We start from the raw sequence: 21,892 nt of genomic DNA, 5'->3' as shown, positions 1-21,892 counted from the left end.
CGCAGTTGCGCTTCGCTTCGCTCGCTGTGATCAACTTACGGTGGGACTTGCACCCACAAGAGTGCGCCCATGCTGGGCGCACAAGAAAAACGGCGCGCCCTTTGCAGGGCGCGCCGTTTTTGCTCTCCAGCACGGTTTGCTACAAAATCGGCGCCCAAAAAAATCCCGGCGGTGGCCGGGGAAACGATACGTACTGTTCGAACGTATCGGAGCGTCGGGCCCGACAGCTGCCGTGAAACACGGCGGGCTGCCCGGCGCTATTGCGTGCTGTACCAGCTTGATGTGCTCGCTTGCGGTACTACAGGCTGTTGACGTCCAGTAAAACTTAGACGGTCGCCTTCTTGGTCGAACGCGATGCCTGTGCTGCAGCTTGCGAGGCAGCCTTCGAGGCGGCCGAGGCGGCTGCGTTGAAGTTGCTTTCGGCGATTTCGACAGCCTGCTTTGCAGCCTTGTGAACCGTTTCGTACGTCGTGTTAGCGGCGGTAATGGCCGACTTCATCACGGCGACGGCGGTTTCCGAACCAGCCGGTGCGTTTTTCGCGACGTTTTCGACGAGCGATTGCACCTTGCGGTTCTGTTCTTCGTACTGGGCTTCTGCGACGCGGGCGAATTCAGCTTGCGTAGCCGAGGCGATTTCATACACGTGACGGCCATACGACAGCGCCTTTTCGGCGACCGGCTGGGCGAGGCTGGCTTGCAGTGCGAGGAGTTCCTGCGCATCCTTCACCGACAGCGCACGTTGTGCATTTTCCTGGCTTTCTGCGAGCGTCGACTTCACGACTTGCAGGTTCAGTTCGACGAGCTTTTCCACGCCTTCAAAAGCCTTGGCCGTCAGGCCGAACAGCGTTTCGAAGTTGGCTTTTTGTGCTGCGGCGAATTGCTCAGGGGTCAGCAGGGTCATGTTTACGCTCCTGTAAAACGGCCCGTCTGGATGCGGACCGCGTTGGGTTGATAAGCGGCAAAAACTGTCGACTCGCACTGGAAACAATCTTTTGTGCGTCGCAGCAATGGTTCCCATTTTAGGACAGCCATCTCGAAAGTCAAGCCTTTTTTGTGCGCTGCACAATATCGAGAAAATCTCGACAAAACAAAAGGTTATGAAGTGCCTATGACATTCGGATGATATGTCGGAAAAATCGGCTGCACTGACGCGGTGCGTCTAGAAATGACGCATTCAGACCTGTTACGACCGCCAGGCTGTCAGCAGAATCCCGCAAACGATGTCAAAATCCCTGACCTTGCGGTAAACCGAAAACTGTCACGGAACGTTAGACGACCATTGTGGTCGAACGCGGCAGCGGTTTTTGCAGCATGTGCTTAACAGCCATGCGGCGTTGCGTGGGAGGCCATTCCGGAATCCAGCCGGAGGGCTTGCGCTGCGGCGCCGCGCAGAGCGTGTTTCCCCTCATCAAGCTTGCTGTGCAATTGCCGTTAAGCGGGTAAGAGGGCACCGATCCCATGCGCTGCGCATCAACAGACTGTCTGGCGCGTCGATCGTTTTTATCGATCAGGCGCGTCATATTTATTGGCTTTCTACAATCGGACCTGATAAGGCGGTTTAAGGAGGGCCTTTAAGTGCTTAATATTGCTAATTTTTCGTGGTTTTACTACACTTGCGGTCAACTCTTGCCGCTCCATATAGAACACCAATGAAAACCGACATGTTTTCGTCGCTCAAAGTGATCCACGGCGTGGCTATCAGCACTGCTCTGTCGGTGGCCGCCTCCCTGGTCTTCACTGCGGCGCTCGCTGTACCGGTCGCCGCGTTCGCCGCGTCTGCCACTACCACCGCTCCCGCCAGGTCGCCGAAATCGGGCAAGTCCAGAAAATCCACTTCCACGGCGGCGAAGACTACGACGTCGTCGAAGGCTGCGAAGTCGTCCAAAGCTGCGAGGACCGTCGCGGCGAAGGGCGAGGATCACGACACGCCGCGCGTCACGCCGAAGAAGCATCGCGTTTCGTACTCGATGAACGGTCGCCGCCATTCGGCCGTGCGCAAGGTTGCTTTCGAACCGCGCCAGCCGAGCGTCGGCCAGGCGTTCGGCCTGCACGAAACGCCGGACGCGCTGATGCTGCGTTCGAGCGTCGCGTACGTGGTGGACCAGAATTCGTCCGAACCGCTGTTCGACAAGAACTCGCGCGCCGTCGTGCCGATCGCCTCGATTTCGAAGCTGATGACCGCGATGGTCGTGCTCGACTCCAAGGCGCCGATGACCGAGCAGATCGAAGTCACCGACGAAGATCGCGATTACGAGAAGAACACGGGCTCGCGTCTGAGCGTCGGCTCGGTGCTTTCGCGTGAAGACATGCTGCATATCGCGCTGATGGCGTCGGAAAACCGTGCGGCAGCGGCGCTCTCGCGTTACTACCCGGGTGGCCGTCCAGGCTTTATCGCGGCGATGAACGCCAAGGCGAAGGCGCTGGGCATGAGCGACACGCACTTCGAGAATTCGACTGGCCTCACGAGCCAGAACGTGTCGAGCGCGCGCGATCTCGTGAAGATGGTGAACGCGGCGTACCAGTATCCGATGATCCGCCGCTTTTCGACCGATCGCAGCTACGAGGTGTACACCGGCAAGCGGTCGCTCGCCTACAACAGCACGAACGCGCTGGTGCGCAACCCGACGTGGGATATCGGTCTGCAGAAAACGGGCTTCATCAACGAAGCGGGCGAGTGTCTCGTGATGCAGGCCACGATCGACGGCCGTCCGGTCATCATGGTGCTGCTCGATTCAGCGGGCAAGTACTCGCGTTTCGCGGACGCGGCGCGTCTGCGCACGTGGCTGGATAACGGTGGCGACGCGCATATCACCAGCGCGGACAACGGCGGTTCGGGTACCTGATCGCGTTGCTGGTGGCCAGGTTCGGCCAGTTTAAAAAAGCCCCAGTCCCACAGATGTGGAACTGGGGCTTTTTCATTGACGCGTTCCTTGTACGCTGAAGCAGCCCCTCAGGCGCGGGATCAGGCAGTCTGGGCCGGCGCGGCGCCCGACTTCGGCTGTGGCCGGTAGCCGAGCGACTCCGAGATCACAAGCGCAGTCTGGCTCAGCTGTCCGAGCCAGGAGTCCTGCAGGCGGTCGGCCGGAGCCGAGAGCGAAAGCCCGGCGACGAGATGTCCTGTGTCGTCGTAAATCCCCGCCGCGATACAGCGCACGCCGAGTTCGAGCTCTTCGTTGTCACGGGCGCAGGACTGCTGGCGCACGTTGATCAGTTCGCGCTCGAGCTTGGCCAGATCGGTGATGCTGTTCTGCGTATGGCCGGACAGGCCGGTGCGCGTCGCATAGGCGCGAACCCGGGTGGATTCGTCGGCGGCGAGGAACAGCTTGCCGACCGAAGTCAGATGCAACGGCGCCCGACCGCCAATTGCCCGCACCACCTGCATGCCCGAGCGTTCGGAATAGGCCCGTTCGATATAAACGATTTCATCGCCCTGGCGCACCGAGAGGTTCACGGTTTGCCCGGTCGAGCGGTGTAGTTCGCGCATCGGTGTCAGCGCGGCGTCGCGGACCGACAGGCGCGCCTTCACCAGATTGCCGAGTTCCAGCAGACGCATGCCGAGCCGGTACGTACCCGGGTCGGAGCGGTCGACGAGGCGACACGTCACCATGTCGTTCAGGATGCGGTGGGCAGTGGAAGGGTGGAGCTCGGTGCGTTGCGCGAGCTCTTTCAGGCTGACCGGGTCACTATGCGCAGCAAGGGCGTCCAGCAGGCGCATCATGCGCTCGATCACCTGGATCGAAGTCTTGTGATCCGGGTTCGTGTCGCTCATGGGAAGAAATCAGTTGACGCGTCAAACAGCGGAAAAACGATTGTATCTCGTATTGTGAAAGAAGCGAACGCCATTTGAGACGGACTGGAGACCGGCTTCAAATTTCGGGCGGTTCTTGTCCGGATGGCTGGCAGCGTTGGATTTGCGCGTCAGACAAGGGATAATCGGGGACGTTTTCCCGAAGGAGCCCTTATGCGAGTCGGTTTGTTCGTCACGTGCCTGATCGACCTGATGCGTCCGGAGATCGGTTTTTCGGTTATCAAGCTGATCGGGCAGGCGGGTTTCGAGGTCGTGGTGCCGCCGGCACAGACCTGCTGCGGCCAGCCCGCCTACAACTCGGGCGAGCGTCGCATTGCGCGCGATCTCGCCGAAAAGACGCTGCGTGAATTCGAGCAGTTCGATTACGTCGTCGTGCCGTCCGGCTCGTGCGGCGGCATGATCCGTGCTCATTACGGTGACCTGTTTCGCGACGATCCCGACCTGATGAACCGCTACGCGCGGCTGCAGCCCAAGGTGTTCGAACTAACGGAATTCCTTGTCAGCGTCGCGAACATCAAGCTGACGCCCGGTGAATTCGCAGGGCCCGTGACTTACCACGATTCCTGTTCGGGTCTGCGTGAACTCGGTGTCAAGGCGCAACCGCGGGCGCTCCTCGCCCAGGTCGGCGTGCCGGTCAATGAAATGAAGGATTGTGAACACTGCTGCGGCTTCGGTGGCACGTTCGCCGTCAAGTACGGCAACATCTCCACGGCGATCGTCGACGAGAAATGCGCGAATATCCAGGCAAGCGGCACGCAGGCCGTCGTGCTCGGCGATCTCGGCTGCATGCTCAATATTGAAGGGCGTTTGCGTCGCACGGGCGATACGACCACGCGCGTGCTGCATATCGCGCAGGTGCTGGCCGGCGACGCCTGATTGCCGCGTTCGCCGGGCCGCGATCCGCGGGGGCGACGTCACGATCAGTTACACAGTGGTTCATTTACCGGATTCAGGGGCGCCATGCAGGTTCAATCGATGCAGTTCAAGGCGCGTGCCGGCCAGAAGCTCGCCGACCAGCGTCTGCAACAGAATCTCACCAAACTCTCGACGAAATTCGTGTCGGCGCGGGCCGCCGCGATCACCGAGATCGATTTTCCCGCCACGCGTGAGGCACTGAAAGTGCGCCGCGATCGCGCGCTCGACAATCTCGACGTGTGGCTCGAGACGTTCGAGCGCGAGGCAACCCGTCGCGGCGTCACGGTGCTGTATGCCGAAACGACGCAGGCCGCCGCGCACCTGATCGCCGATATCGCCCTCGAGCACGGCGTGAAGAAAGTGATCAAGACGAAGTCGATGGTGACGGAGGAAATGCGTCTGAACGCCGTGCTTGGTGAAATGGGCGTGCAGTCGATCGAAACCGATCTCGGCGAATACATCCTGCAGATCAACGATCACGAGGCGCCGAGCCACATCATTGCGCCGGTCGTCCACAAGGACAAGGAAGAGATCGCCGACCTGTTTGCCCGTACACACCAGCGGCCGCGTCTGACCGAAATTCCCGACATGACACGCGAGGCCCGCGAGGTGCTGCGTCCGCATTTCATGACCGCGGACATGGGCGTGACCGGCGGCAACTTCCTGGTGGCCGAAACGGGCTCGGTCGCGCTGGTGACGAACGAGGGTAATGAAGGCATGTGCACGGTCATGCCGCGCGTGCACGTTGCGGTGACCGGCATCGAAAAAATCCTGCCGACGCTGGAAGACCTGGCGACGGCGATGCGTCTGTTGCCGCGCTCGGCGACCGGGCAGTCGACATCGAACTATTTTTCCGTGTTGACCGGCCCGCGTGGCGCTGGCGATCAGGACGGGCCGGAGCATATGTACGTGGTGCTGGTCGACGGCGGCCGCACCGGGCTCATCGGCGGTGACTTTCAGGAGATGCTGCGGTGTATCCGCTGCGGCGCCTGCATGAATCACTGCCCGGTCTATCAGAAGGTCGGCGGTCACGCGTATGGATGGGTGTATCCGGGGCCGATGGGCTCAGTGCTCACGCCGGCCTATGTCGGCATCGACAAGGCGCTCGACCTGCCGCAGGCCGCCACGCTGTGCGGCGAATGCAATAGCGTCTGTCCCGTCGGCATCCCGCTGTCCGACCTGTTGCGCAAGCTTCGTGAAAAACAGACGGAGCGCCACCTGCGGCCCTGGCAGGAGCGGGTCGGGCTTACCGTGTGGGGCTATTTCGCGCTTCATCCCGGTGCCTACGCGCTGTTCACGAAACTCGCGGTGCGCGTAATGGAAAAGATGGGCGGAAAGAAACGGATGATTGCCCGTCTGCCGCTCGGGTCCGGCTGGACCGATACGCGCGATATGCCTGCGCCGGTCGGGCGCACGTTCCGTGAGTTGTACGCGGCACAGCGTAGCCATATCGGCTGATCCAGCGCTTCGGTCGGCATCTGTGCAAAACAAACGGCGCGGCATAAGTCCGCGCCGTTTGCTTGCGAGCCGTCTGGCGTACGCCTGCGGCGCGTTTAACGGCGGTCTTGCCAGCTCATGGTGCCGCTGGGCCGATTACCGCCGCGTCCGGAGCCACGCGCGGTGTTATCGGCGTTCCCGCCGCTGTGCGCGCTGTTATTGCCGCCGGCTTGCGGAGGCGGATGTCCTCCGCCGTGATCCCCGCCCGGCCCGCCTGCCTGAGGCGGCGGACCACCGCCGCCACCCGGTCGGGTGCCGCCATCCGCAGACGGCGGCCCGCCTCCCCGCGGTCGTCCGGCCTGCGGCGGAGGCGGTCGTCCCTGTCCGTAGTAACCGTGGTTGTTGTAGTTGCCACGGTCGTAATACCCCGGGCCGGAGTAATTGCCGAAGCCGAGATACACGTTTGCCTGCGGCGCGGGCGCGCCGCCGTAGCCATATGCGGGGTAAGTCTGCTCGTAGCCGTCATAGCCTCCGCCGTAGACGGGCGTGCCATCCGGATAAACGGCGCAACCCGTGAGGACGGTTGCGGCCGCGAGACCAGCCATCAATGTAAAGCGTTTCACAGGAAGGTGATTCATAAGCCTTTCATACAAGCCTTTCATATCAGTAAGACAGCGTTTTACAGGGCTTGTCAGGTTTGCATTGTGTGATTTTGTAAGGATTTCTTTTGTCCGTTCGCGTGCACGGCGCATGTGAGGCTTGTCTGGATAGCGGCACGAAACCGTTCACTGTTTCCTGCGGGGCAACGCTGTTTCTTACGGGGGTGGGTTTTTCCCGATTGCGTCTCAATTTAAGATGCTCACTGGGCAAAGTGGGTCACGATCTCACCGCCCCTACTCAAGGAACGCATCATGAAAAAGACAATATCGATGTACTGGCCACTCGCCATCGTCCTGCCGCTTGCCGTCGCCGCGTATGTCCACATCTGCAGCGAAGCCGCTTCGCGCGCAACGCAACCGCCGCTTGCCGCCGGCCAGTTCACTGCTGAACTCGCGCGGGCCGTATCGTACGGCCTTGTCGGCGATGACACCAGCATGCCGGCGAAAAGCCTGCGGGAAGCCACGATGCTGCCGGCCGCGCGGACGGCGCTGTAAAACGGATGCTGGGGTCGTCCCCAGCATGATTTCACCGGCCTTTGTATAATCGCGACTTCGCTGCGGAACGCGGCTCCATGACCGTCTCCGCACGCAGAAACACCCGATGAAAACGATCTCCGTCTGCTTTGTCTGCCTCGGGAATATCTGTCGCTCGCCGACGGCCGAAGGCGTCATGCGGCATCAGGTCGAAGCAGCAAGGTTGTCCGATTTCATCCTGATCGACTCGGCGGGCACCGGCGACTGGCATATCGGTGCATCGCCCGACCGGCGCGCGCAGCAGGCGGCCGGCCAGCGTGGTTATGATCTGTCGGCGCTACGGGGTCGCCAGATTGCACCAGAGGATTTCGAGCGGTTCGATCTGCTGATCGCGATGGACGACGCGAACGTCGCCGCATTGAAGGCCATCTGTCCGCCGGCGCAGCGCGACAGGATCCGTCTGCTGATGGAATTTGCGCCCGCAACCGACACCCGCGAAGTGGCCGACCCGTATTTTGGCGGCGATGCAGGCTTCGAGCGTGTGCTGGACCAGTGTGAAGCAGCCTGCCGTGGCCTGATCGCGGCGCTGCGGCCCCAATTGACCACGTGACGGCGCCGCGAACCGCGCAGTCTTCTATCTTTTAGATAACCGGACAGGGATCAGGGATACTTGACTAATCTGGTCATGTATTTATACTTGACGAAAATTGTCGAGAATTGCGGTTCCCAATACATCATGAGACTCACCACGAAAGGCCGTTTCGCCGTCACGGCGATGATTGACCTGGCACTGCGCCAGGAGCAGGGCCCGGTGACGCTTGCGGGTATCAGCCAGCGCCAGCACATTTCCCTGTCCTACCTCGAGCAGCTGTTTGGCAAGCTGCGTCGCCATGAGATTGTCGAGTCCGTTCGCGGGCCGGGCGGCGGGTACAACCTTGCGCGTCGCGCCGAGGTTGTCACGGTCGCTGACATCATCATCGCGGTCGACGAGCCGCTCGACGCCACCCAGTGCGGCGGCAAGGGCACGTGCGAGGGCACCAAGCAGCACGACGGCCACTGCATGACTCATGAGCTTTGGTCGACGCTGAACCAGAAAATGGTCGAGTATCTCGATTCCGTCTCGCTGAAAGACCTCGTCGACCAGCAACGCGCGCGCGAAGGCTCGCCCGCGGTGCTGCGCGACCGGCGCAGCGAGGCACCGGCCGTGGAACCTGCCCGTGTAGCGCCGAAAGGTCCGAATTCCGTTTTCAATCTGGCCGGCTGACGCCAGCGGGCTCGGACGCGAAGGGCACGACAGAATGCCCTCGGGTCGAGAGCCAGAGCCAGTACATAGATTTCCCGGAGCGATTGATGAATAACGACATTCCCCACCTGCCCATTTACATGGATTACAGCGCGACGACGCCGGTCGATCCGCGTGTGGTGGACAAGATGATTCCGTATCTGCGTGAGCAGTTCGGTAACCCGGCATCGCGCAGCCACTCATATGGCTGGGATGCGGAGCGTGCAGTCGAGGAAGCGCGCGAGAACGTCGCGGCGCTGGTGAACGCCGATCCACGCGAAATCATCTGGACGTCGGGCGCCACCGAATCCGATAACCTCGCGATCAAGGGCGCTGCGCACTTCTACAAGAGCAAGGGCAAGCACATCATCACGGTGAAGACCGAGCACAAGGCTGTGCTCGACACCTGCCGCGAGCTCGAGCGCGAAGGCTTCGACGTCACCTATCTGAACGTGAAGGACGACGGCCTGATCGACCTCGACGTGTTCAAGGCCGCGTTGCGTCCGGACACGATCCTGGTGTCGGTGATGTCGGTGAACAACGAAATCGGCGTCGTGCAGGACATCGAGACGCTCGGCGAAATCTGCCGCGAAAAAGGTATTATTTTCCACGTTGACGCAGCCCAGGCCACCGGCAAGATCGAGATCGACCTGCAAAAGCTGAAGGTCGACCTGATGTCGTTCTCGGCGCACAAGACGTACGGTCCGAAGGGCATCGGCGCGCTGTACGTGCGTCGCAAGCCGCGTATCCGTATCGAAGCGCAGATGCACGGCGGCGGTCACGAGCGCGGCATGCGTTCGGGCACGCTGGCCACGCACCAGATCGTCGGCATGGGCGAAGCGTTTCGCATCGCGCGAGAGGAAATGGCGACGGAAAACGAACGCATCCGCATGCTGCGCGACCGTCTGTTGCACGGCCTGTCGGAAATCGAGGAAACGTATGTGAACGGCGACATGGAAAAGCGTGTCCCGCACAACCTGAACATCAGCTTCAATTTCGTCGAAGGCGAGTCGCTGATCATGGCGGTGAAGGACGTCGCGGTGTCGTCGGGTTCGGCGTGCACGTCGGCATCGCTCGAGCCGTCGTATGTGCTGCGCGCGCTCGGTCGCAACGACGAACTGGCACACAGCTCGATCCGCTTCACGGTCGGCCGTTTCACGACGGAGCAGGACGTCGAGTACGTAATCAACCTGTTGAAGAACAAGATTGCCAGGTTGCGCGATCTGTCGCCGCTGTGGGAAATGCATCAGGACGGTATCGATATCTCGACCATCCAGTGGGCCGCGCACTGACGCGCCTGCATTGACACCGGCGTCGACCCGAAATCGAACGCGGTTTGAAACGAATCAAGGAGTGACATCATGGCTTACAGCGACAAGGTTCTGGACCATTACGAAAACCCGCGCAACGTCGGTTCGTTCGCGAAAGACGACGACGCGGTCGGCACCGGTATGGTCGGCGCACCGGCCTGCGGCGACGTGATGAAGCTGCAGATCCGCGTGGGCGCGGACGGCATCATCGAAGACGCGAAGTTCAAGACGTACGGCTGCGGTTCGGCGATCGCGTCGAGCTCGCTCGTCACCGAATGGGTGAAGGGCAAGACACTCGATCAGGCGATGACGATCAAGAACACGCAGATCGCCGAAGAACTGGCGCTGCCGCCGGTCAAGATCCACTGCTCGATCCTCGCGGAAGACGCGATCAAGGCAGCGGTCGCCGACTACAAGCAGCGTCACGGCGAAACGGCGGAAGTGGGCGAAAAGCAGCACGCTGCCTGAGCGGACGCTTGAGCCGGATGAGCGGCGGGTTTGAAACGCTGTGGTTCGCACGCGAAAGAGCGCGGATTCACGGCGAAACAGCAGTCAGCGGGCGGTTTGACCACACGGTAGCGTGTCACGGATCGCCCGGCGTGAACGATACTGGATGCAGGCAGGGTAGTGGGGGCGCGGTCATACGCGTCACCGCGCAATGAGAAACGCTATGGCAATTACGTTGACCGAAAAGGCAGTACAGCACGTCCAGAAATACCTGACACGGCGCGGTAAAGGCGTCGGCTTGCGCGTGGGTGTGCGCACGACGGGATGCTCGGGTCTTGCCTACAAGCTGGAATATGTGGACGAACTCGCGCCGGAAGACGAAGTGTTCGAATGCAACGGCGTGAAGGTCATCGTCGACCCGAAAAGCCTCGCCTATATCGACGGCACGGAGCTCGACTTCGCGCGCGAAGGGTTGAATGAAGGCTTCAAGTTCAACAACCCGAACGTGAAGGACGAGTGCGGCTGCGGCGAATCGTTTCGCGTATAGCTCCGCGCGAAGCGGGAAAAAGGCGGCGCGGGCCGCCTTTTTAATTTCCGCCCCATGTTTCGCCACACGCTTCACGCGCCTCCCACGCCCTCATCAACGGACGATGTAATCCGATGGCCTCGCTGACCGACAGTCACTTCGACCTGTTCAACCTGCCGGCGCAATACGCGATCGAGAGCAGCACGCTCGATCACGCGTATCGCACGGTTCAGGCCCAGGTTCACCCCGACCGTTTCGCCGCCGCCGGTGACGCGCAGAAGCGCATCGCAATGCAGTGGGCGACGCGCACCAACGAGGCGTACCAGACGCTGCGTGATCCGCTCAAGCGCGCCACGTATCTGCTGTCGCTTCGCGGGATCGATGTCGGCGCGGAGAACAACACGGCGATGGAACCGGCGTTCCTGATGCAGCAGATGGAATGGCGTGAAGGTATCGAAGACGCAGCCGCCGCGAAAAACATCGACGCACTCGATGCGCTCCTCGTCGAGTTGCGCGACGAAGAGCGCGTGCGCTTCACGAAGCTGGGCGCGCTGCTCGACAGCGGCGCGAACCAGGCGGCCGGCGAGGCGGTACGTCAGTTGATGTTCATCGAGCGCGTCGCGTCGGAAATCGGCGTGCAGATCGAGAAGCTCGATAACTGACGCGCGGGTCGCAAACCAGACGATTCAATCGATTCAATCATTAACGGGTCGAACGACACCCGAAGAAGATCACAGATGGCTTTACTGCAAATCTCCGAACCCGGCATGGCGCCCGCGCCGCATCAGCGGCGTCTCGCTGTCGGCATCGATCTCGGCACCACGAACTCGCTCGTCGCGGCGGTGCGCAGCGGCGTGCCCGACGTGCTGCCCGACGAGGACGGCCACATGCTGCTGCCGTCCGTCGTGCGTTATCTGGAAAAGGGCGGCCGCCGGATCGGCCGCGCGGCGAAAGCCGAGGCGGCAAGCGATCCGCGCAACACGATCGTGTCGGTCAAGCGCTTCATGGGCCGTGGCAAAAGCGAAGTGGAAGGCGCCGAGAACGCGCCGTACGATTTCGTCGATGCACCCGGCATGGTGCAGATTCGTACGATCGATGGCGTGAAGAGTCCGGTAGAAGTATCGGCGGAGATTCTCGCGACGCTGCGTCAACGCGCCGAAGATTCGCTCGGCGACGAACTCGTCGGCGCGGTGATCACCGTGCCGGCGTATTTCGACGAAGCGCAACGCCAGGCGACGAAAGACGCCGCGCGTCTCGCCGGTCTGAACGTGCTGCGTCTGCTGAATGAGCCGACCGCCGCGGCGATCGCGTACGGGCTCGACAACGGTTCGGAGGGCCTGTATGCCGTGTACGACCTCGGCGGCGGCACGTTCGATCTGTCGATCCTGAAGCTCACGAAAGGCGTATTCGAAGTACTCGCCGCCGGCGGCGACTCGGCGCTCGGCGGTGACGATTTCGACCACGCGCTGTATCGCCATGTGCTCGCGCAGACGGGCATCGCGCCGCAGACGCTGACGCCGGAAGACGTCCGCCTGCTGCTCGATCACGTTCGCGTGACGAAGGAAGCGCTTTCAAACGCGGCCGATGCGAAACTCGACGTCGTGCTCTCGAACGGCACGAAGCTCAATCTGACGATCGACGAAGCCACCTTCGAAACCGTCACGCAGGCCCTCGTGCAGCGCACGCTCGGTCCCACGAAGAAGGCGCTGCGCGACGCCAAAGTCACGCCCGCCGACATCAAGGGCGTGGTGCTGGTGGGCGGCGCGACGCGCATGCCGGTCATCCGCCGCGCGGTCGAGGCGTTCTTCGGCCAGCCGCCGCTGATCAATCTCGATCCGGATCAGGTGGTCGCGCTGGGCGCGGCGATCCAGGCCGATCTGCTGGCGGGCAACCGCGGCGCCGACGGCGACGACTGGCTGCTGCTCGACGTGATTCCGCTGTCACTCGGCGTCGAAACGATGGGCGGTCTGACCGAAAAGATCATCCCGCGCAATTCGACGATTCCAGTCGCCCGCGCACAGGATTTCACGACGTTCAAGGACGGCCAGACCGCGATGGCGATCCACGTGGTGCAGGGCGAACGCGAACTCGTGAGCGATTGCCGCTCGCTCGCGCGTTTCGAGCTGCGCGGCATTCCGCCGATGGTGGCCGGCGCGGCACGGATTCGCGTGACGTATCAGGTCGACGCGGACGGGCTGCTGTCGGTGTTCGCGCGCGAACAGCATTCGGGCGTCGAGGCTTCGGTGGTGGTGAAGCCGTCCTACGGTCTTGCCGACGACGACGTCGCGCGGATGCTCGAGGACAGCTTCAAGACCGCGGAAGTCGACATGCGCGCCCGCGCGGTGCGCGAGGCGCAGGTCGAAGCGCAACGTCTCATCGAAGCGACCGATGCGGCGCTCGTCGCCGACGGCGAACTGCTCGACGACGACGAACGCGTGCAGCTCGATACGCTCCTCGCCGCATTGCGCGCTGTCGCCCGGAGTGACGACGGCGACGCCGTCGAGGCGGCGACCCAAGCCCTTGCCGAAGGCACGGACGAATTCGCCGCGCGCCGCATGAACAAGGGTATCCGGCGCGCGCTGGCGGGGCGCAAGCTCGACGAGATTTAAGCCGCTTCAACCCGGATCATGTGACGCGCGCTCATATCAAAAAAACGCGCGTCACCGGTAAAATGGCACCTGGCCTGACTGACGGCGGCGTGCCCAGCGAACAAACGGAAACTGTATGCCTCAAATCGTTGTGCTGCCTCACGTCGAACTGTGCCCGGAGGGCGCGGTGATCGAAGCTGTGCCGGGCAAGAGCATCTGTGACAATCTGCTGGATAACGGCATCGAAATCGAGCACGCGTGCGAGAAGTCGTGTGCCTGCACCACGTGTCACGTGCTCGTGCGCGAAGGCTTCAACGCACTCGTGCCGTCAGAAGAAGACGAAGACGATCTGCTGGACAAGGCATGGGGTCTCGAGCCGGAATCACGGCTGTCGTGCCAGGCGCTGGCGCCGGCCGACAAGGACCTCGTTGTTGAAATCCCGCGGTATTCGATCAACCACGCGAAGGAAAATCACTGAGAGGAGCGAGCAGCCATGAAATGGACCGACACGCAGGAAATCGCGATGGCACTGACGGACAAGCATCAGGCCGTCGATCCACAAACGGTGCGTTTCACCGATCTGCACCGCTGGGTGATGGAGCTGGACGGGTTCGATGACGATCCCAACCGCTCGAACGAAAAGATCCTCGAAGCGATCCAGGCGGCGTGGATCGAAGATGCGGATTATTGAACGCGTCTAATCGCGCTGTTTCTGTAAAAAAAGGCGATTCCACAGAATGGAATCGCCTTTTTTGCGTCTGGCGCCACCGGAGGCCAGCCGCGCCAGAAAAGAGCGGGTTTAACCCGCGACGAGTGTGCCGTTTTCGATCCGCACGCGCTGGCCCTGCTGGAACGGCGGGGCGTCGTGATAAGTGAAGTAGCGGGTCTTGCCGTTTTCCATATGCACGCGCACCGAATAGCTGGTGGTGCTGCGGATATGCTTTTCGACCGAATTGCCGGCGAAACCACCGCCGAGTGCGCCGAGTACCGTCATCGCAGTCCGGCCGGTGCCGCTGCCGAACTGGTTACCCACGACGCCACCGGCCACCGCGCCACCCACTGCGCCGATACCCGTGCCATGACCCTCGGTCTTGACTGCTGAGATCGTCTCGACCGTGCCGCAGCTCGGGCAATACGCCGGCTGCGCAGGCGCCTGCTGGGCGGGTTGCTGTGCGTACTGGGGCTGCTGGGTCGGGGCGGGTGCGGGAGGCGCCTGCGGGGTCGGCTGCTGCGCCTGAGTCTGCTGTTGCTGGGCGGGCTGTTGTTGCTGTGCGTAGTTGGCCGGATTCGCGGGTTGAGCGGAATCGACCACGGGCGGCTGGCTGCCGACCTGCGCGGCCTGCGTCTGGTCGTTCTCCGCGACGTTGCCACCGGCTTTCGGGAACACGCCCGTCACGGCGGCGGTGGCGGCGAGGGCGGCCACGATGACAGCGCCTGCCGCGGTCGCGACCAGCGGGTGAAGGCGTTTTTTTTGCGTGGATTGCGTGTTGGGATTGTCCATGTGTGACCTCCGTCTGGGCAGAGTCGACAGTTTTGTTGAACCAGAGTGTCCGACAACTCAAACGCGCCGGGGTTTCAAGTTGTAACCATGTGCATGGGGGCCCAGTCTGACGCGACGTGACCGCGCCTGACGGGAGAGCGGTGGTGTCGGTCTTCCACAAGGAAGCGGCCGGAATTGGCTGCGGATAGCGTCACGCAGGGGGCGCGCAGCTTTTACCGATAGTTACAAACCATCGGATGCGCCCGGCATTGCACCGGACGCATCAATGCGACAAAGCCTGTCAGTCTTCGCGACGCAGATGCGGGAAGAGAATGACGTCGCGGATGCTCGGGCTGTCGGTGAGCAGCATCACAAGGCGGTCGATGCCGATGCCGCAGCCGCCGGTCGGCGGCATGCCGTATTCCAGCGCGCGGATGTAGTCCGCATCGTAGAACATGGCTTCTTCGTCGCCGGCGTCTTTCTGTTCGACCTGTTTCTTGAAGCGCGCGGCCTGATCTTCAGGATCGTTCAGCTCCGAGAAGCCGTTGGCGATTTCGCGGCCCGTGATGAACAGTTCGAAGCGCTCGGTAATGCCTTCGATCTTGTCCGACGCGCGCGCGAGCGGCGACACTTCGATCGGGTAATCGATGATGAACGTCGGCTCCCATAGCTGCGACTCCGCCGTTTCCTCGAAAAGTGCGAGTTGCAGCGCGCCGACGCCCGCGTTCAGGAATTGCGGCTGCGAAGCATCGACGCCGAATTTCTTCAGTTCCGGGCGCAGGAACGCGCTGTCCGCGAGTTGCGCGTCGGTGTATTGCGGCGCGAACTTCTGGATGGCCTGCGTGATCGTCAGACGATGGAACGGCTTCGCGAGGTCGAGTTCGCGGCCCTGATACGTGATGGTCGCGGTGCCGGGCGAATCGATGGCGGTCTGGCGGATCAGCTGTTCGGTGAAATCCATCAGCCACGTGTAATCGGTGTACGCGGCGTAGAACTCCATCATCGTGAATTCCGGGTTGTGACGCGGCGAAACGCCTTCGTTCCGGAAATTGCGGTTGATCTCGAACACGCGCTCGAAGCCGCCGACGACCAGTCGCTTCAGGTACAACTCGGGCGCGATACGCATGAACATCTGCATGTCGAGCGCGTTGTGATGCGTGATGAACGGCTTGGCCGCCGCGCCACCCGGAATCGGATGCAGCATCGGCGTTTCGACTTCCATGAAGTTCGCGTCCGACATGAAACGGCGGATCGACGACACCGCCTTCGTGCGCGCGACGAACGTCTGGCGCGCTTCCGGCGTGACGATCAGGTCGACGTAACGCTGGCGGTAACGCATTTCCTGGTCGGCGAGACCGTGGAACTTGTCCGGCAGCGGGCGCAGCGCCTTCGACAGCAGACGCAGTTCCGTGCAGCGCACCGACAGCTCGCCCTTGTTCGTGCGGAACAGCACGCCGCGTGTGGCGACGATATCGCCCAGGTCCCACTTCTTGAACGCGTCGTACGTTTGCTCGCCGACGTCGGCGGGCGTGATGAAGAACTGGATCTGGCCCGAGCCGTCCTGCACCGTCGCGAAGCTCGCCTTGCCCATTACTCGTTTGAGCATCATGCGGCCGGCGAGGGCGACCTGAAGCGGATTCGCTTCGAGCGCTTCCTTGTCGGTGTCGATGTATTCCGCTTGCAAGGCGGCGGCGTGATGCGTCGGACGGAAGTCGTTCGGATAGGCGATGCCCTGTTCGCGCAGCGCGCGCAGCTTTTCGCGGCGCTCGGCGATGATCTGGTTGTCGTCGATCTCAGGAACGGCGTTCGTCGTCTGGGTCGGTTCGGTCATGATGGTTCGTATTCGGGGTGGTCGGATGAAGCTGACGGTGTGACTGCAGGGACGTCGGACGCGCCAGCAGCAGGCACGCAAACAGGTACGGCGACTAATCGTGGCGACGAATCCGCCGTCGCCGGAAACGACGCGGCGCGCAGGTGTTGCCGCGCCGTCGATGCTTACACGCCCTGTTTCAGGCTCGCGCTGATGAACGGGTCGAGGTCGCCGTCGAGCACGCTCTTGGTATTGCTGATTTCGACGTTGGTGCGCAGATCCTTGATACGGCTGTTGTCCAGCACGTACGAACGGATCTGATGCCCCCAGCCCACATCGGTCTTGCCTGCTTCGAGCTTGTCCTGCTCGGCCTGGCGCTTGCGGATTTCCGCTTCGTACAGACGCGATTTCAGCATCGCCATGGCTTCGGCGCGATTGCGGTGCTGCGAGCGGTCGTTCTGGCACTGCACGACGATACCCGACGGCATGTGCGTGATCCGCACCGCGGAGTCGGTCTTGTTGATGTGCTGACCGCCCGCGCCGGACGCGCGGTACGTGTCGATCCGCAGATCGGCCGGATTGATGTCGACTTCGATCGAATCGTCGACTTCCGGGTACACGAACACCGACGTGAACGACGTGTGACGTCCGCCCGACGAATCGAACGGCGACTTGCGCACGAGACGGTGCACGCCGGTTTCAGTGCGCAGGAAGCCGTACGCGTATTCGCCTTCGATCTTGATCGTCGCGTTCTTGATGCCGGCGACGTCGCCTTCGGATTCTTCGAGCACTTCGGTCTTGAAGCCCTTGCGCTCGCAGTAGCGCAGGTACTGGCGCAGCAGCATCGCGGCCCAGTCGCACGCTTCCGTGCCGCCGGCGCCTGCCTGAATGTCGAGGAATGCGTTGTTCGGATCGGCCGGGTTCGAGAACATCCGGCGAAATTCCATGTCGGCGACGCGCTGTTCGATCGAGCTCGCGTCGGTTTCACAGGAGACGAGCGTTTCTTCGTCGTCTTCCTCGCGTGCCATGTCGAAGAGATCCTGCGTGTCGCGCAGGTCGGCGTCGAGCGACGTCAGTTTGCCGACGACGTCATCGAGCAGCTTCTTTTCCCGGCCGAGCGCCTGGGCGTGCTTCGAGTCGTTCCAGACGTCGGGATCTTCGAGTTCCCGGTTGACTTCGATCAGGCGACGTGACTTGTCGTCGTAGTCAAAGATACCCCCGTAGCTCGCCCGCGCGGTGGCGCAGGTCTGCCAGAGAGGCTTCGATCGCGTTGAGACGTTCCGCTTCCATGTCGATCTTGTGTGGCTTCGTAAAAAGGGGAAATTATAGCCGATCGGCGCCCCTCGCCGGGCGCCGATACGCGACCCGGCACGGGTTTTCGGGCGTTTTTTGCGTGGATCCGGCCGCTTTTCCGGTTTTCGACGTCAGGGCGTCGAAAACCGCCTGGTCTCTAGCTGACCGCGTGTTCCACAATCAGCTGGACGCGCGATACGCCGTTCCACGTGTCGCTCGCGAGGCGATAGGCGAGCGTCGTGCGGGCGGGCAGCGTGTCGGTATGGTTGAACCAGATCGCGTTGAAGCGCTGCCGGCCGCGCAGAAGCTGCAGCTTCAGATGCTTGTCCTTCACGAGCGCCTGCGAAGCCACGTCGAATTCGCCGGAGAAAACCGGCGCCGGGAATCCCTGACCCCAGACCGCGCCGTCGATCATCTCGACGAATTGGGGCGTGAAGTACGCGTCTTCCAGATCGCCGTCGGTTTCGACCACGCGCGCGAGCGCGTTTTCGTTCAGCCACTCGCGGCCGACGGCTTCGAACGCGACGGTGAAGCGCGGCACGTCGGCAGTGGCGATCGTGAGGCCCGCGGCCATCGCGTGCCCGCCGAACTTGCTGATGAGCTCAGGCTCGCGCTTCGAGATCAGATCCAGGGCGTCGCGCAGATGAAAACCTGGAATCGAACGCCCCGAGCCTTTGACCGTCTTGCCGCTGTCGTCTGCGAGCGCGAACGTGAACGACGGCCGGTGGAATTTTTCCTTCAGCCGGCCCGCGACGATGCCGATCACGCCCTGATGCCACGTCTCGTTGAAGAGTGTGATCGTGGTCGAACCGGCTGGATCGATCGCGGACAGATCGGCGAGCGCCTGCTGCTGCATGCCGGCTTCGATTTCGCGCCGTTCGCGATTCATCGTGTCGAGTTGCTGCGCGAGTTCCCACGCCCGGCCGACGTCGTCGGTGGTCAGGCACTCGATGCCAAGCGACATGTCCGAAAGCCGGCCCGCCGCATTCAGGCGCGGGCCGAGCGCAAAGCCGAGATCGAAGCCGGACGCGGCACGCGCGTCGCGCGCGGCGGCGCGAAAGAGCGCCGCGATGCCCGGTTGCATGCGGCCTTTGCGGATGCGCTGCAGACCCTGCGCGACGAGCACGCGATTGTTGCCGTCGAGCTTCACGACATCGGCGACCGTGCCGAGCGCGACGAGATCGAGCAGGCCGTCGAGACGCGGCTCGGGACGCGCATCGCCGAACGCGCCGCGACGCCGCAGTTCGGCGCGCAGCGCGAGCAGCACGTAGAACATCACGCCGACGCCCGCGATGCATTTGCTCGGGAACGTGCAGCCCGGCTGGTTCGGATTGACGATGGCGCGCGCGGCCGGTAGCGCGTCGCCGGGCAGATGGTGGTCGGTGACGAGCACCTCGATGCCGAGCGCATTCGCGGCTTCCACGCCATCGACGCTCGCGATGCCGTTGTCGACCGTGATCAGCAGATCGGGCTTGCGCCCTGCGGCGAGCGCGACGATCTCTGGCGTCAGGCCGTAGCCATATTCGAAACGGTTCGGTACCAGATAGTCGATCTGCGCGCCGAACATCCGCAGGCCGCGCACGGCGACGGCGCAGGCGGTCGCGCCATCGCAGTCGTAGTCGGCGACGACGAGCATGCGGCGTTTGCCTTCGATCGAATCCGCGAGCAGGGCGGCGGCGTCTTCGCAACCTTTCAGCGCGACGGGCGGCACGAGCCGCGCGAGGCCGGTTTCGATCTCGTCGGGCATGCACACGCCGCGCGACGCGTAGAGGCGTGCGAGAACAGGGTGCAGACCGTGGCGGATCAGCGCTTCGGCATCGGCGGGGGAACAGGCGCGCGTAACGATTCGGGTCATGCAGTCAGGCCGGAAGAAGGTCGGTCAATCATTCGATGACGAGCGAGGCGAACACGCGCCTGCGCCAGAATTTGCGCAGATCGCCGCGGGTCACCGCAAGCGTCACCGAGCCGGTGTCGCCGCACAGCGTCAACCCGAGTTCGCCGAGTTCGCCCGATTGCAGCGCATCGAGCGCCGGTGCGAGCCAGTCGGCTTCGAGCGCGGCGAACGCGTGGTTCCAGCGTGCCCAGTCCTGCTCGATGTACGGCGCGGAAAACGGATCGATTTCGACCAGCATGTCGCCTTCGGGCGAGGCCGCGGCAAACGCCGCGTACGAGGCCGGCGGGGCATCGGCTTTCACGCCCGCGGACAGCGCCAGACCGCGCGTCGCGGCGGCGTTCGACATGACACGCGTGAACGGACTTGTCACCGGTTGCGCCACGCCCTGTGCATGGAACCAGATTGAGTTCACCGCCGGCAGACCGCGCGCTTCGCGCGCCTCGTTGACCGGATGCTCGAACCACGCCATCTGCACTTCGTTCTGCAGCTTCATCCACGCTCGTGAGCGCTCGCCCGTATGCGCCTCGTGCGGCAGCCAGATTTCGATGTTGCGGCCACTCGCGCGCAGCGGCGAAGCGCCCGCGAGCGAGCCGAAACCGTCGCTCGACAGATACCAGCGCGACGGCTTCGGTGCCTCGATGCGCACGCCCAGTTCCTCGATCAGCGGCCGCGCGACGGCGAGCAGCGTGGCGGCTTCGTCGTCCTGGAGGTCGAGCGCCTGGGGATCGATCAGCACCAGGTGGTCGTGCGCGATCCGCACATGCACCGGCTCGATGCAGGCCCACGTCGCCTCGCCAGGCTCGCCGCCGTCGGCGCGCAGCATGTAAGGCGCGAGCGGCGCCTCGTCGGCGGCCGGCTGCGTGGGCGACACGGCGCCGAACTGCCGCGCGACCCATCGTTCATGCGGGAGGGTGCGCTGGAAATCCTCGCCGATCACGCGCTCGACGAGCGTCGCGCGGGCGACGAGCCTCTCCAGCGCGGGAATGGCAAGCTTGTACAGCGCGGTGGCGGCGTCGGCGGCCGAGGGCAGCGCGAAGGGCAGGAGGAGCTGGAGGCGGGTGGCGTGCATGATGCCCGGCATTGTATGGCGAAAGTCCCGTGCTCTGTAGCGGGGTTGTGCAACATACGGTAGCGCCCCTGAAATACACACAAATACACAAATTTATTGATGCAATCTGGTAGGGTGTGTATATTTACACACAGGCATGCGGAGGCCGGATGAATTCATCGAAGCTGATCCGGATGCTCGAAAAAGATGGATGGTATGAAGTACGCGTCACAGGTAGCCATCATCACTTTAAACACGCCGGAAAGAAGGGTCTTGTGACGGTCCCCGCACCCGGGGAAGGATCTTCCGACTGACACCGTGAAGAGCATCCTGAAGGCCGCCGGCCTGTGATGGCGGGCGATTTTTCACCGGCCTGGATGCATTTGCAATTTGTGGAGAGGATCAAAAATGGATTTTCCCATTGCTGTCCATAAGGATGATGGGAGCGTCTACGGCGTGACCATTCCGGATATTCCGGGCGTCCACTGCTGGGGCGATACCATCGATGACGCGATCAGAAACGCAAAAGAGGCAATCATCGGTCATGTTTCGACCCTGGTCGAACTGGGTGAGGACGTCGGCTTCACCTGTTCGACCGTGGAGGATCTGGCTGGAAAGCCTGAGTATGCTGGAGCGATCTGGGCACTGGTTGATGTTGACCTGTCCCGGCTTGATTCAAAGCCCGAACGAATCAACGTGAGTCTTCCGCGCTTTGTTTTGCACAAGATCGATGCTTACGTCGAGGCGCAACACGAAACCCGGAGCGGTTTTCTGGCTCGTGCTGCCCTGGAGATGCTGGCACATGGCTGATCGGCCCTGAGGGAACGACAATACCTGGAAGTATCGAAGGCCTGCCATTCTGGCAGGCCTTTTTATTATGGATGGTGACGCTACAAACGTCTTCTTCCCGGTCCGTTCCGG

The 21,892-nt window shown here is 62.5% G+C and carries 23 protein-coding genes and 1 pseudogene; 15 read left to right on the top strand and 9 right to left on the bottom strand.

Annotated elements, in window-relative coordinates; genetic code table 11:
* Nucleotides 1-325: 325 nt before the first annotated feature.
* Nucleotides 326-901 (bottom strand): phasin family protein, encoded by a 576-nt coding sequence (locus LPA34_RS10845; RefSeq protein WP_228977857.1) that lies wholly within the window; start codon nt 899-901, stop codon nt 326-328.
* A 367-nt stretch (nt 902-1,268) separates the two neighbouring features.
* Nucleotides 1,269-1,520: a hypothetical protein gene (locus LPA34_RS10840; protein ID WP_228977856.1), complete on the bottom strand. Its 252-nt coding sequence runs from the start codon at nt 1,518-1,520 to the stop codon at nt 1,269-1,271.
* A 129-nt stretch (nt 1,521-1,649) separates the two neighbouring features.
* Here LPA34_RS10840 and pbpG point away from each other — a divergent pair, with 129 nt between their 5' ends.
* Entirely contained in the window at nt 1,650-2,843 is a 1,194-nt protein-coding gene (gene pbpG / locus LPA34_RS10835) for a D-alanyl-D-alanine endopeptidase (RefSeq protein WP_228977853.1), read from the top strand.
* Between the two features lie 119 nt (nt 2,844-2,962).
* Here pbpG and LPA34_RS10830 read toward each other — a convergent pair whose 3' ends face one another.
* Entirely contained in the window at nt 2,963-3,769 is an 807-nt protein-coding gene (locus LPA34_RS10830) for an IclR family transcriptional regulator (protein ID WP_228977850.1), read from the bottom strand.
* 192 nt (nt 3,770-3,961) lie between these two features.
* On the opposite strand from LPA34_RS10830, the gene LPA34_RS10825 reads away from it, so the two are divergent.
* Nucleotides 3,962-4,684, top strand: a complete 723-nt coding sequence (locus LPA34_RS10825; RefSeq protein ID WP_228977847.1) for a (Fe-S)-binding protein — start codon at nt 3,962-3,964, stop codon at nt 4,682-4,684.
* An 84-nt stretch (nt 4,685-4,768) separates the two neighbouring features.
* Nucleotides 4,769-6,181 (top strand): lactate utilization protein B, encoded by a 1,413-nt coding sequence (locus tag LPA34_RS10820; protein WP_228977845.1) that lies wholly within the window; start codon nt 4,769-4,771, stop codon nt 6,179-6,181.
* A 95-nt stretch (nt 6,182-6,276) separates the two neighbouring features.
* On the opposite strand, the gene LPA34_RS10815 is transcribed toward LPA34_RS10820, so the two are convergent.
* The gene (locus LPA34_RS10815; RefSeq protein WP_228977841.1) at nt 6,277-6,798 is read right to left on the bottom strand and encodes a hypothetical protein; all 522 of its coding nucleotides are present in this window, start codon (nt 6,796-6,798) and stop codon (nt 6,277-6,279) included.
* A gap of 273 nt (nt 6,799-7,071) precedes the next feature.
* Between LPA34_RS10815 and LPA34_RS10810 the strand changes: the two genes are divergently transcribed.
* The 10 genes from LPA34_RS10810 to iscX all read left to right on the top strand — a co-directional run bounded on the left by LPA34_RS10810 (nt 7,072) and on the right by iscX (nt 14,137).
* Nucleotides 7,072-7,314 carry a hypothetical protein gene (locus LPA34_RS10810; RefSeq protein WP_228977838.1) on the top strand — a complete coding sequence of 81 codons (243 nt, stop codon included), beginning with the start codon at nt 7,072-7,074 and terminating at the stop codon, nt 7,312-7,314.
* A gap of 106 nt (nt 7,315-7,420) precedes the next feature.
* Nucleotides 7,421-7,903, top strand: a complete 483-nt coding sequence (locus tag LPA34_RS10805; RefSeq protein ID WP_228977835.1) for a low molecular weight protein-tyrosine-phosphatase — start codon at nt 7,421-7,423, stop codon at nt 7,901-7,903.
* Nucleotides 7,904-8,029: 126 nt separating this feature from the next.
* On the top strand, nt 8,030-8,557 hold the full coding sequence (iscR, locus tag LPA34_RS10800) for a Fe-S cluster assembly transcriptional regulator IscR (protein ID WP_228977831.1): 528 nt from the start codon (nt 8,030-8,032) through the stop codon (nt 8,555-8,557).
* A gap of 86 nt (nt 8,558-8,643) precedes the next feature.
* A complete protein-coding gene (locus LPA34_RS10795) occupies nt 8,644-9,867 on the top strand; it encodes an IscS subfamily cysteine desulfurase (RefSeq protein ID WP_228977828.1) in 1,224 nt (407 codons plus the stop codon).
* Nucleotides 9,868-9,936: 69 nt separating this feature from the next.
* Nucleotides 9,937-10,353: a Fe-S cluster assembly scaffold IscU gene (gene iscU / locus LPA34_RS10790; protein WP_228977827.1), complete on the top strand. Its 417-nt coding sequence runs from the start codon at nt 9,937-9,939 to the stop codon at nt 10,351-10,353.
* 202 nt (nt 10,354-10,555) lie between these two features.
* Nucleotides 10,556-10,879 (top strand): iron-sulfur cluster assembly protein IscA, encoded by a 324-nt coding sequence (gene iscA, locus LPA34_RS10785; RefSeq protein WP_228977824.1) that lies wholly within the window; start codon nt 10,556-10,558, stop codon nt 10,877-10,879.
* 113 nt (nt 10,880-10,992) lie between these two features.
* Entirely contained in the window at nt 10,993-11,520 is a 528-nt protein-coding gene (gene hscB / locus LPA34_RS10780) for a Fe-S protein assembly co-chaperone HscB (protein ID WP_228977822.1), read from the top strand.
* Between the two features lie 75 nt (nt 11,521-11,595).
* Nucleotides 11,596-13,467 (top strand): Fe-S protein assembly chaperone HscA, encoded by a 1,872-nt coding sequence (gene hscA / locus LPA34_RS10775; RefSeq protein WP_228977819.1) that lies wholly within the window; start codon nt 11,596-11,598, stop codon nt 13,465-13,467.
* Nucleotides 13,468-13,582: 115 nt separating this feature from the next.
* Nucleotides 13,583-13,924 (top strand): ISC system 2Fe-2S type ferredoxin, encoded by a 342-nt coding sequence (gene fdx, locus LPA34_RS10770; protein ID WP_228977817.1) that lies wholly within the window; start codon nt 13,583-13,585, stop codon nt 13,922-13,924.
* A gap of 15 nt (nt 13,925-13,939) precedes the next feature.
* Entirely contained in the window at nt 13,940-14,137 is a 198-nt protein-coding gene (gene iscX, locus LPA34_RS10765) for a Fe-S cluster assembly protein IscX (RefSeq protein WP_090530349.1), read from the top strand.
* A 108-nt stretch (nt 14,138-14,245) separates the two neighbouring features.
* On the opposite strand, the gene LPA34_RS10760 is transcribed toward iscX, so the two are convergent.
* The 5 genes from LPA34_RS10760 to LPA34_RS10740 all read right to left on the bottom strand — a co-directional run bounded on the left by LPA34_RS10760 (nt 14,246) and on the right by LPA34_RS10740 (nt 21,004).
* Nucleotides 14,246-14,947 carry a glycine zipper 2TM domain-containing protein gene (locus tag LPA34_RS10760; RefSeq protein WP_228977813.1) on the bottom strand — a complete coding sequence of 234 codons (702 nt, stop codon included), beginning with the start codon at nt 14,945-14,947 and terminating at the stop codon, nt 14,246-14,248.
* A gap of 280 nt (nt 14,948-15,227) precedes the next feature.
* Nucleotides 15,228-16,757, bottom strand: coding sequence for a lysine--tRNA ligase (gene lysS / locus LPA34_RS10755; protein WP_228977811.1), 1,530 nt, complete (start codon nt 16,755-16,757; stop codon nt 15,228-15,230).
* 164 nt (nt 16,758-16,921) lie between these two features.
* A protein-coding gene (gene prfB, locus LPA34_RS10750) for a peptide chain release factor 2 (protein WP_228977809.1) occupies nt 16,922-18,026 on the bottom strand; the annotation gives its coding sequence in 2 pieces (ribosomal slippage) (nt 16,922-17,944 and nt 17,946-18,026; 1,104 coding nt in all).
* A gap of 160 nt (nt 18,027-18,186) precedes the next feature.
* Complete coding sequence (gene recJ / locus LPA34_RS10745) at nt 18,187-19,884, bottom strand: single-stranded-DNA-specific exonuclease RecJ (protein ID WP_228977805.1); 1,698 nt, start codon at nt 19,882-19,884, stop codon at nt 18,187-18,189.
* Nucleotides 19,885-19,912: 28 nt separating this feature from the next.
* Nucleotides 19,913-21,004: a regulator gene (locus LPA34_RS10740; RefSeq protein WP_228977802.1), complete on the bottom strand. Its 1,092-nt coding sequence runs from the start codon at nt 21,002-21,004 to the stop codon at nt 19,913-19,915.
* A 137-nt stretch (nt 21,005-21,141) separates the two neighbouring features.
* Here LPA34_RS10740 and LPA34_RS10735 point away from each other — a divergent pair.
* Together LPA34_RS10735 and LPA34_RS10730 are read left to right on the top strand one after the other, a co-directional pair.
* Nucleotides 21,142-21,322: pseudogene (locus tag LPA34_RS10735) on the top strand (type II toxin-antitoxin system HicA family toxin).
* A gap of 57 nt (nt 21,323-21,379) precedes the next feature.
* A complete protein-coding gene (locus tag LPA34_RS10730) occupies nt 21,380-21,781 on the top strand; it encodes a type II toxin-antitoxin system HicB family antitoxin (protein ID WP_228977800.1) in 402 nt (133 codons plus the stop codon).
* Nucleotides 21,782-21,892: the final 111 nt, after the last annotated feature.

Source organism: Paraburkholderia gardini (assembly GCF_907164575.1).
Lineage (GTDB): Bacteria > Pseudomonadota > Gammaproteobacteria > Burkholderiales > Burkholderiaceae > Paraburkholderia > Paraburkholderia gardini.
Note: the sequence above shows the minus strand (reverse complement) of the source record. Positions and strands in the feature narration are given on the sequence as shown.

Bases quoted from the DNA above. Each gene is read 5' to 3' on its own strand.
- LPA34_RS10810 (WP_228977838.1), top strand. From the start codon at position 7,072: ATGAAAAAGACAATATCGATGTACTGGCCACTCGCCATCGTCCTGCCG.
- recJ (WP_228977805.1), bottom strand. From the start codon at position 19,884: ATGACCCGAATCGTTACGCGCGCCTGTTCCCCCGCCGATGCCGAAGCG.
- LPA34_RS10830 (WP_228977850.1), bottom strand. From the start codon at position 3,769: ATGAGCGACACGAACCCGGATCACAAGACTTCGATCCAGGTGATCGAG.
- LPA34_RS10825 (WP_228977847.1), top strand. From the start codon at position 3,962: ATGCGAGTCGGTTTGTTCGTCACGTGCCTGATCGACCTGATGCGTCCG.
- LPA34_RS10820 (WP_228977845.1), top strand. From the start codon at position 4,769: ATGCAGGTTCAATCGATGCAGTTCAAGGCGCGTGCCGGCCAGAAGCTC.
- hscA (WP_228977819.1), top strand. From the start codon at position 11,596: ATGGCTTTACTGCAAATCTCCGAACCCGGCATGGCGCCCGCGCCGCAT.
- pbpG (WP_228977853.1), top strand. From the start codon at position 1,650: ATGAAAACCGACATGTTTTCGTCGCTCAAAGTGATCCACGGCGTGGCT.
- iscR (WP_228977831.1), top strand. From the start codon at position 8,030: ATGAGACTCACCACGAAAGGCCGTTTCGCCGTCACGGCGATGATTGAC.
- iscX (WP_090530349.1), top strand. From the start codon at position 13,940: ATGAAATGGACCGACACGCAGGAAATCGCGATGGCACTGACGGACAAG.
- lysS (WP_228977811.1), bottom strand. From the start codon at position 16,757: ATGACCGAACCGACCCAGACGACGAACGCCGTTCCTGAGATCGACGAC.
- LPA34_RS10795 (WP_228977828.1), top strand. From the start codon at position 8,644: ATGAATAACGACATTCCCCACCTGCCCATTTACATGGATTACAGCGCG.
- iscA (WP_228977824.1), top strand. From the start codon at position 10,556: ATGGCAATTACGTTGACCGAAAAGGCAGTACAGCACGTCCAGAAATAC.
- LPA34_RS10815 (WP_228977841.1), bottom strand. From the start codon at position 6,798: ATGAATCACCTTCCTGTGAAACGCTTTACATTGATGGCTGGTCTCGCG.
- LPA34_RS10845 (WP_228977857.1), bottom strand. From the start codon at position 901: ATGACCCTGCTGACCCCTGAGCAATTCGCCGCAGCACAAAAAGCCAAC.
- hscB (WP_228977822.1), top strand. From the start codon at position 10,993: ATGGCCTCGCTGACCGACAGTCACTTCGACCTGTTCAACCTGCCGGCG.
- iscU (WP_228977827.1), top strand. From the start codon at position 9,937: ATGGCTTACAGCGACAAGGTTCTGGACCATTACGAAAACCCGCGCAAC.
- LPA34_RS10760 (WP_228977813.1), bottom strand. From the start codon at position 14,947: ATGGACAATCCCAACACGCAATCCACGCAAAAAAAACGCCTTCACCCG.
- fdx (WP_228977817.1), top strand. From the start codon at position 13,583: ATGCCTCAAATCGTTGTGCTGCCTCACGTCGAACTGTGCCCGGAGGGC.
- LPA34_RS10730 (WP_228977800.1), top strand. From the start codon at position 21,380: ATGGATTTTCCCATTGCTGTCCATAAGGATGATGGGAGCGTCTACGGC.
- LPA34_RS10740 (WP_228977802.1), bottom strand. From the start codon at position 21,004: ATGCCGGGCATCATGCACGCCACCCGCCTCCAGCTCCTCCTGCCCTTC.
- LPA34_RS10840 (WP_228977856.1), bottom strand. From the start codon at position 1,520: ATGACGCGCCTGATCGATAAAAACGATCGACGCGCCAGACAGTCTGTT.
- LPA34_RS10805 (WP_228977835.1), top strand. From the start codon at position 7,421: ATGAAAACGATCTCCGTCTGCTTTGTCTGCCTCGGGAATATCTGTCGC.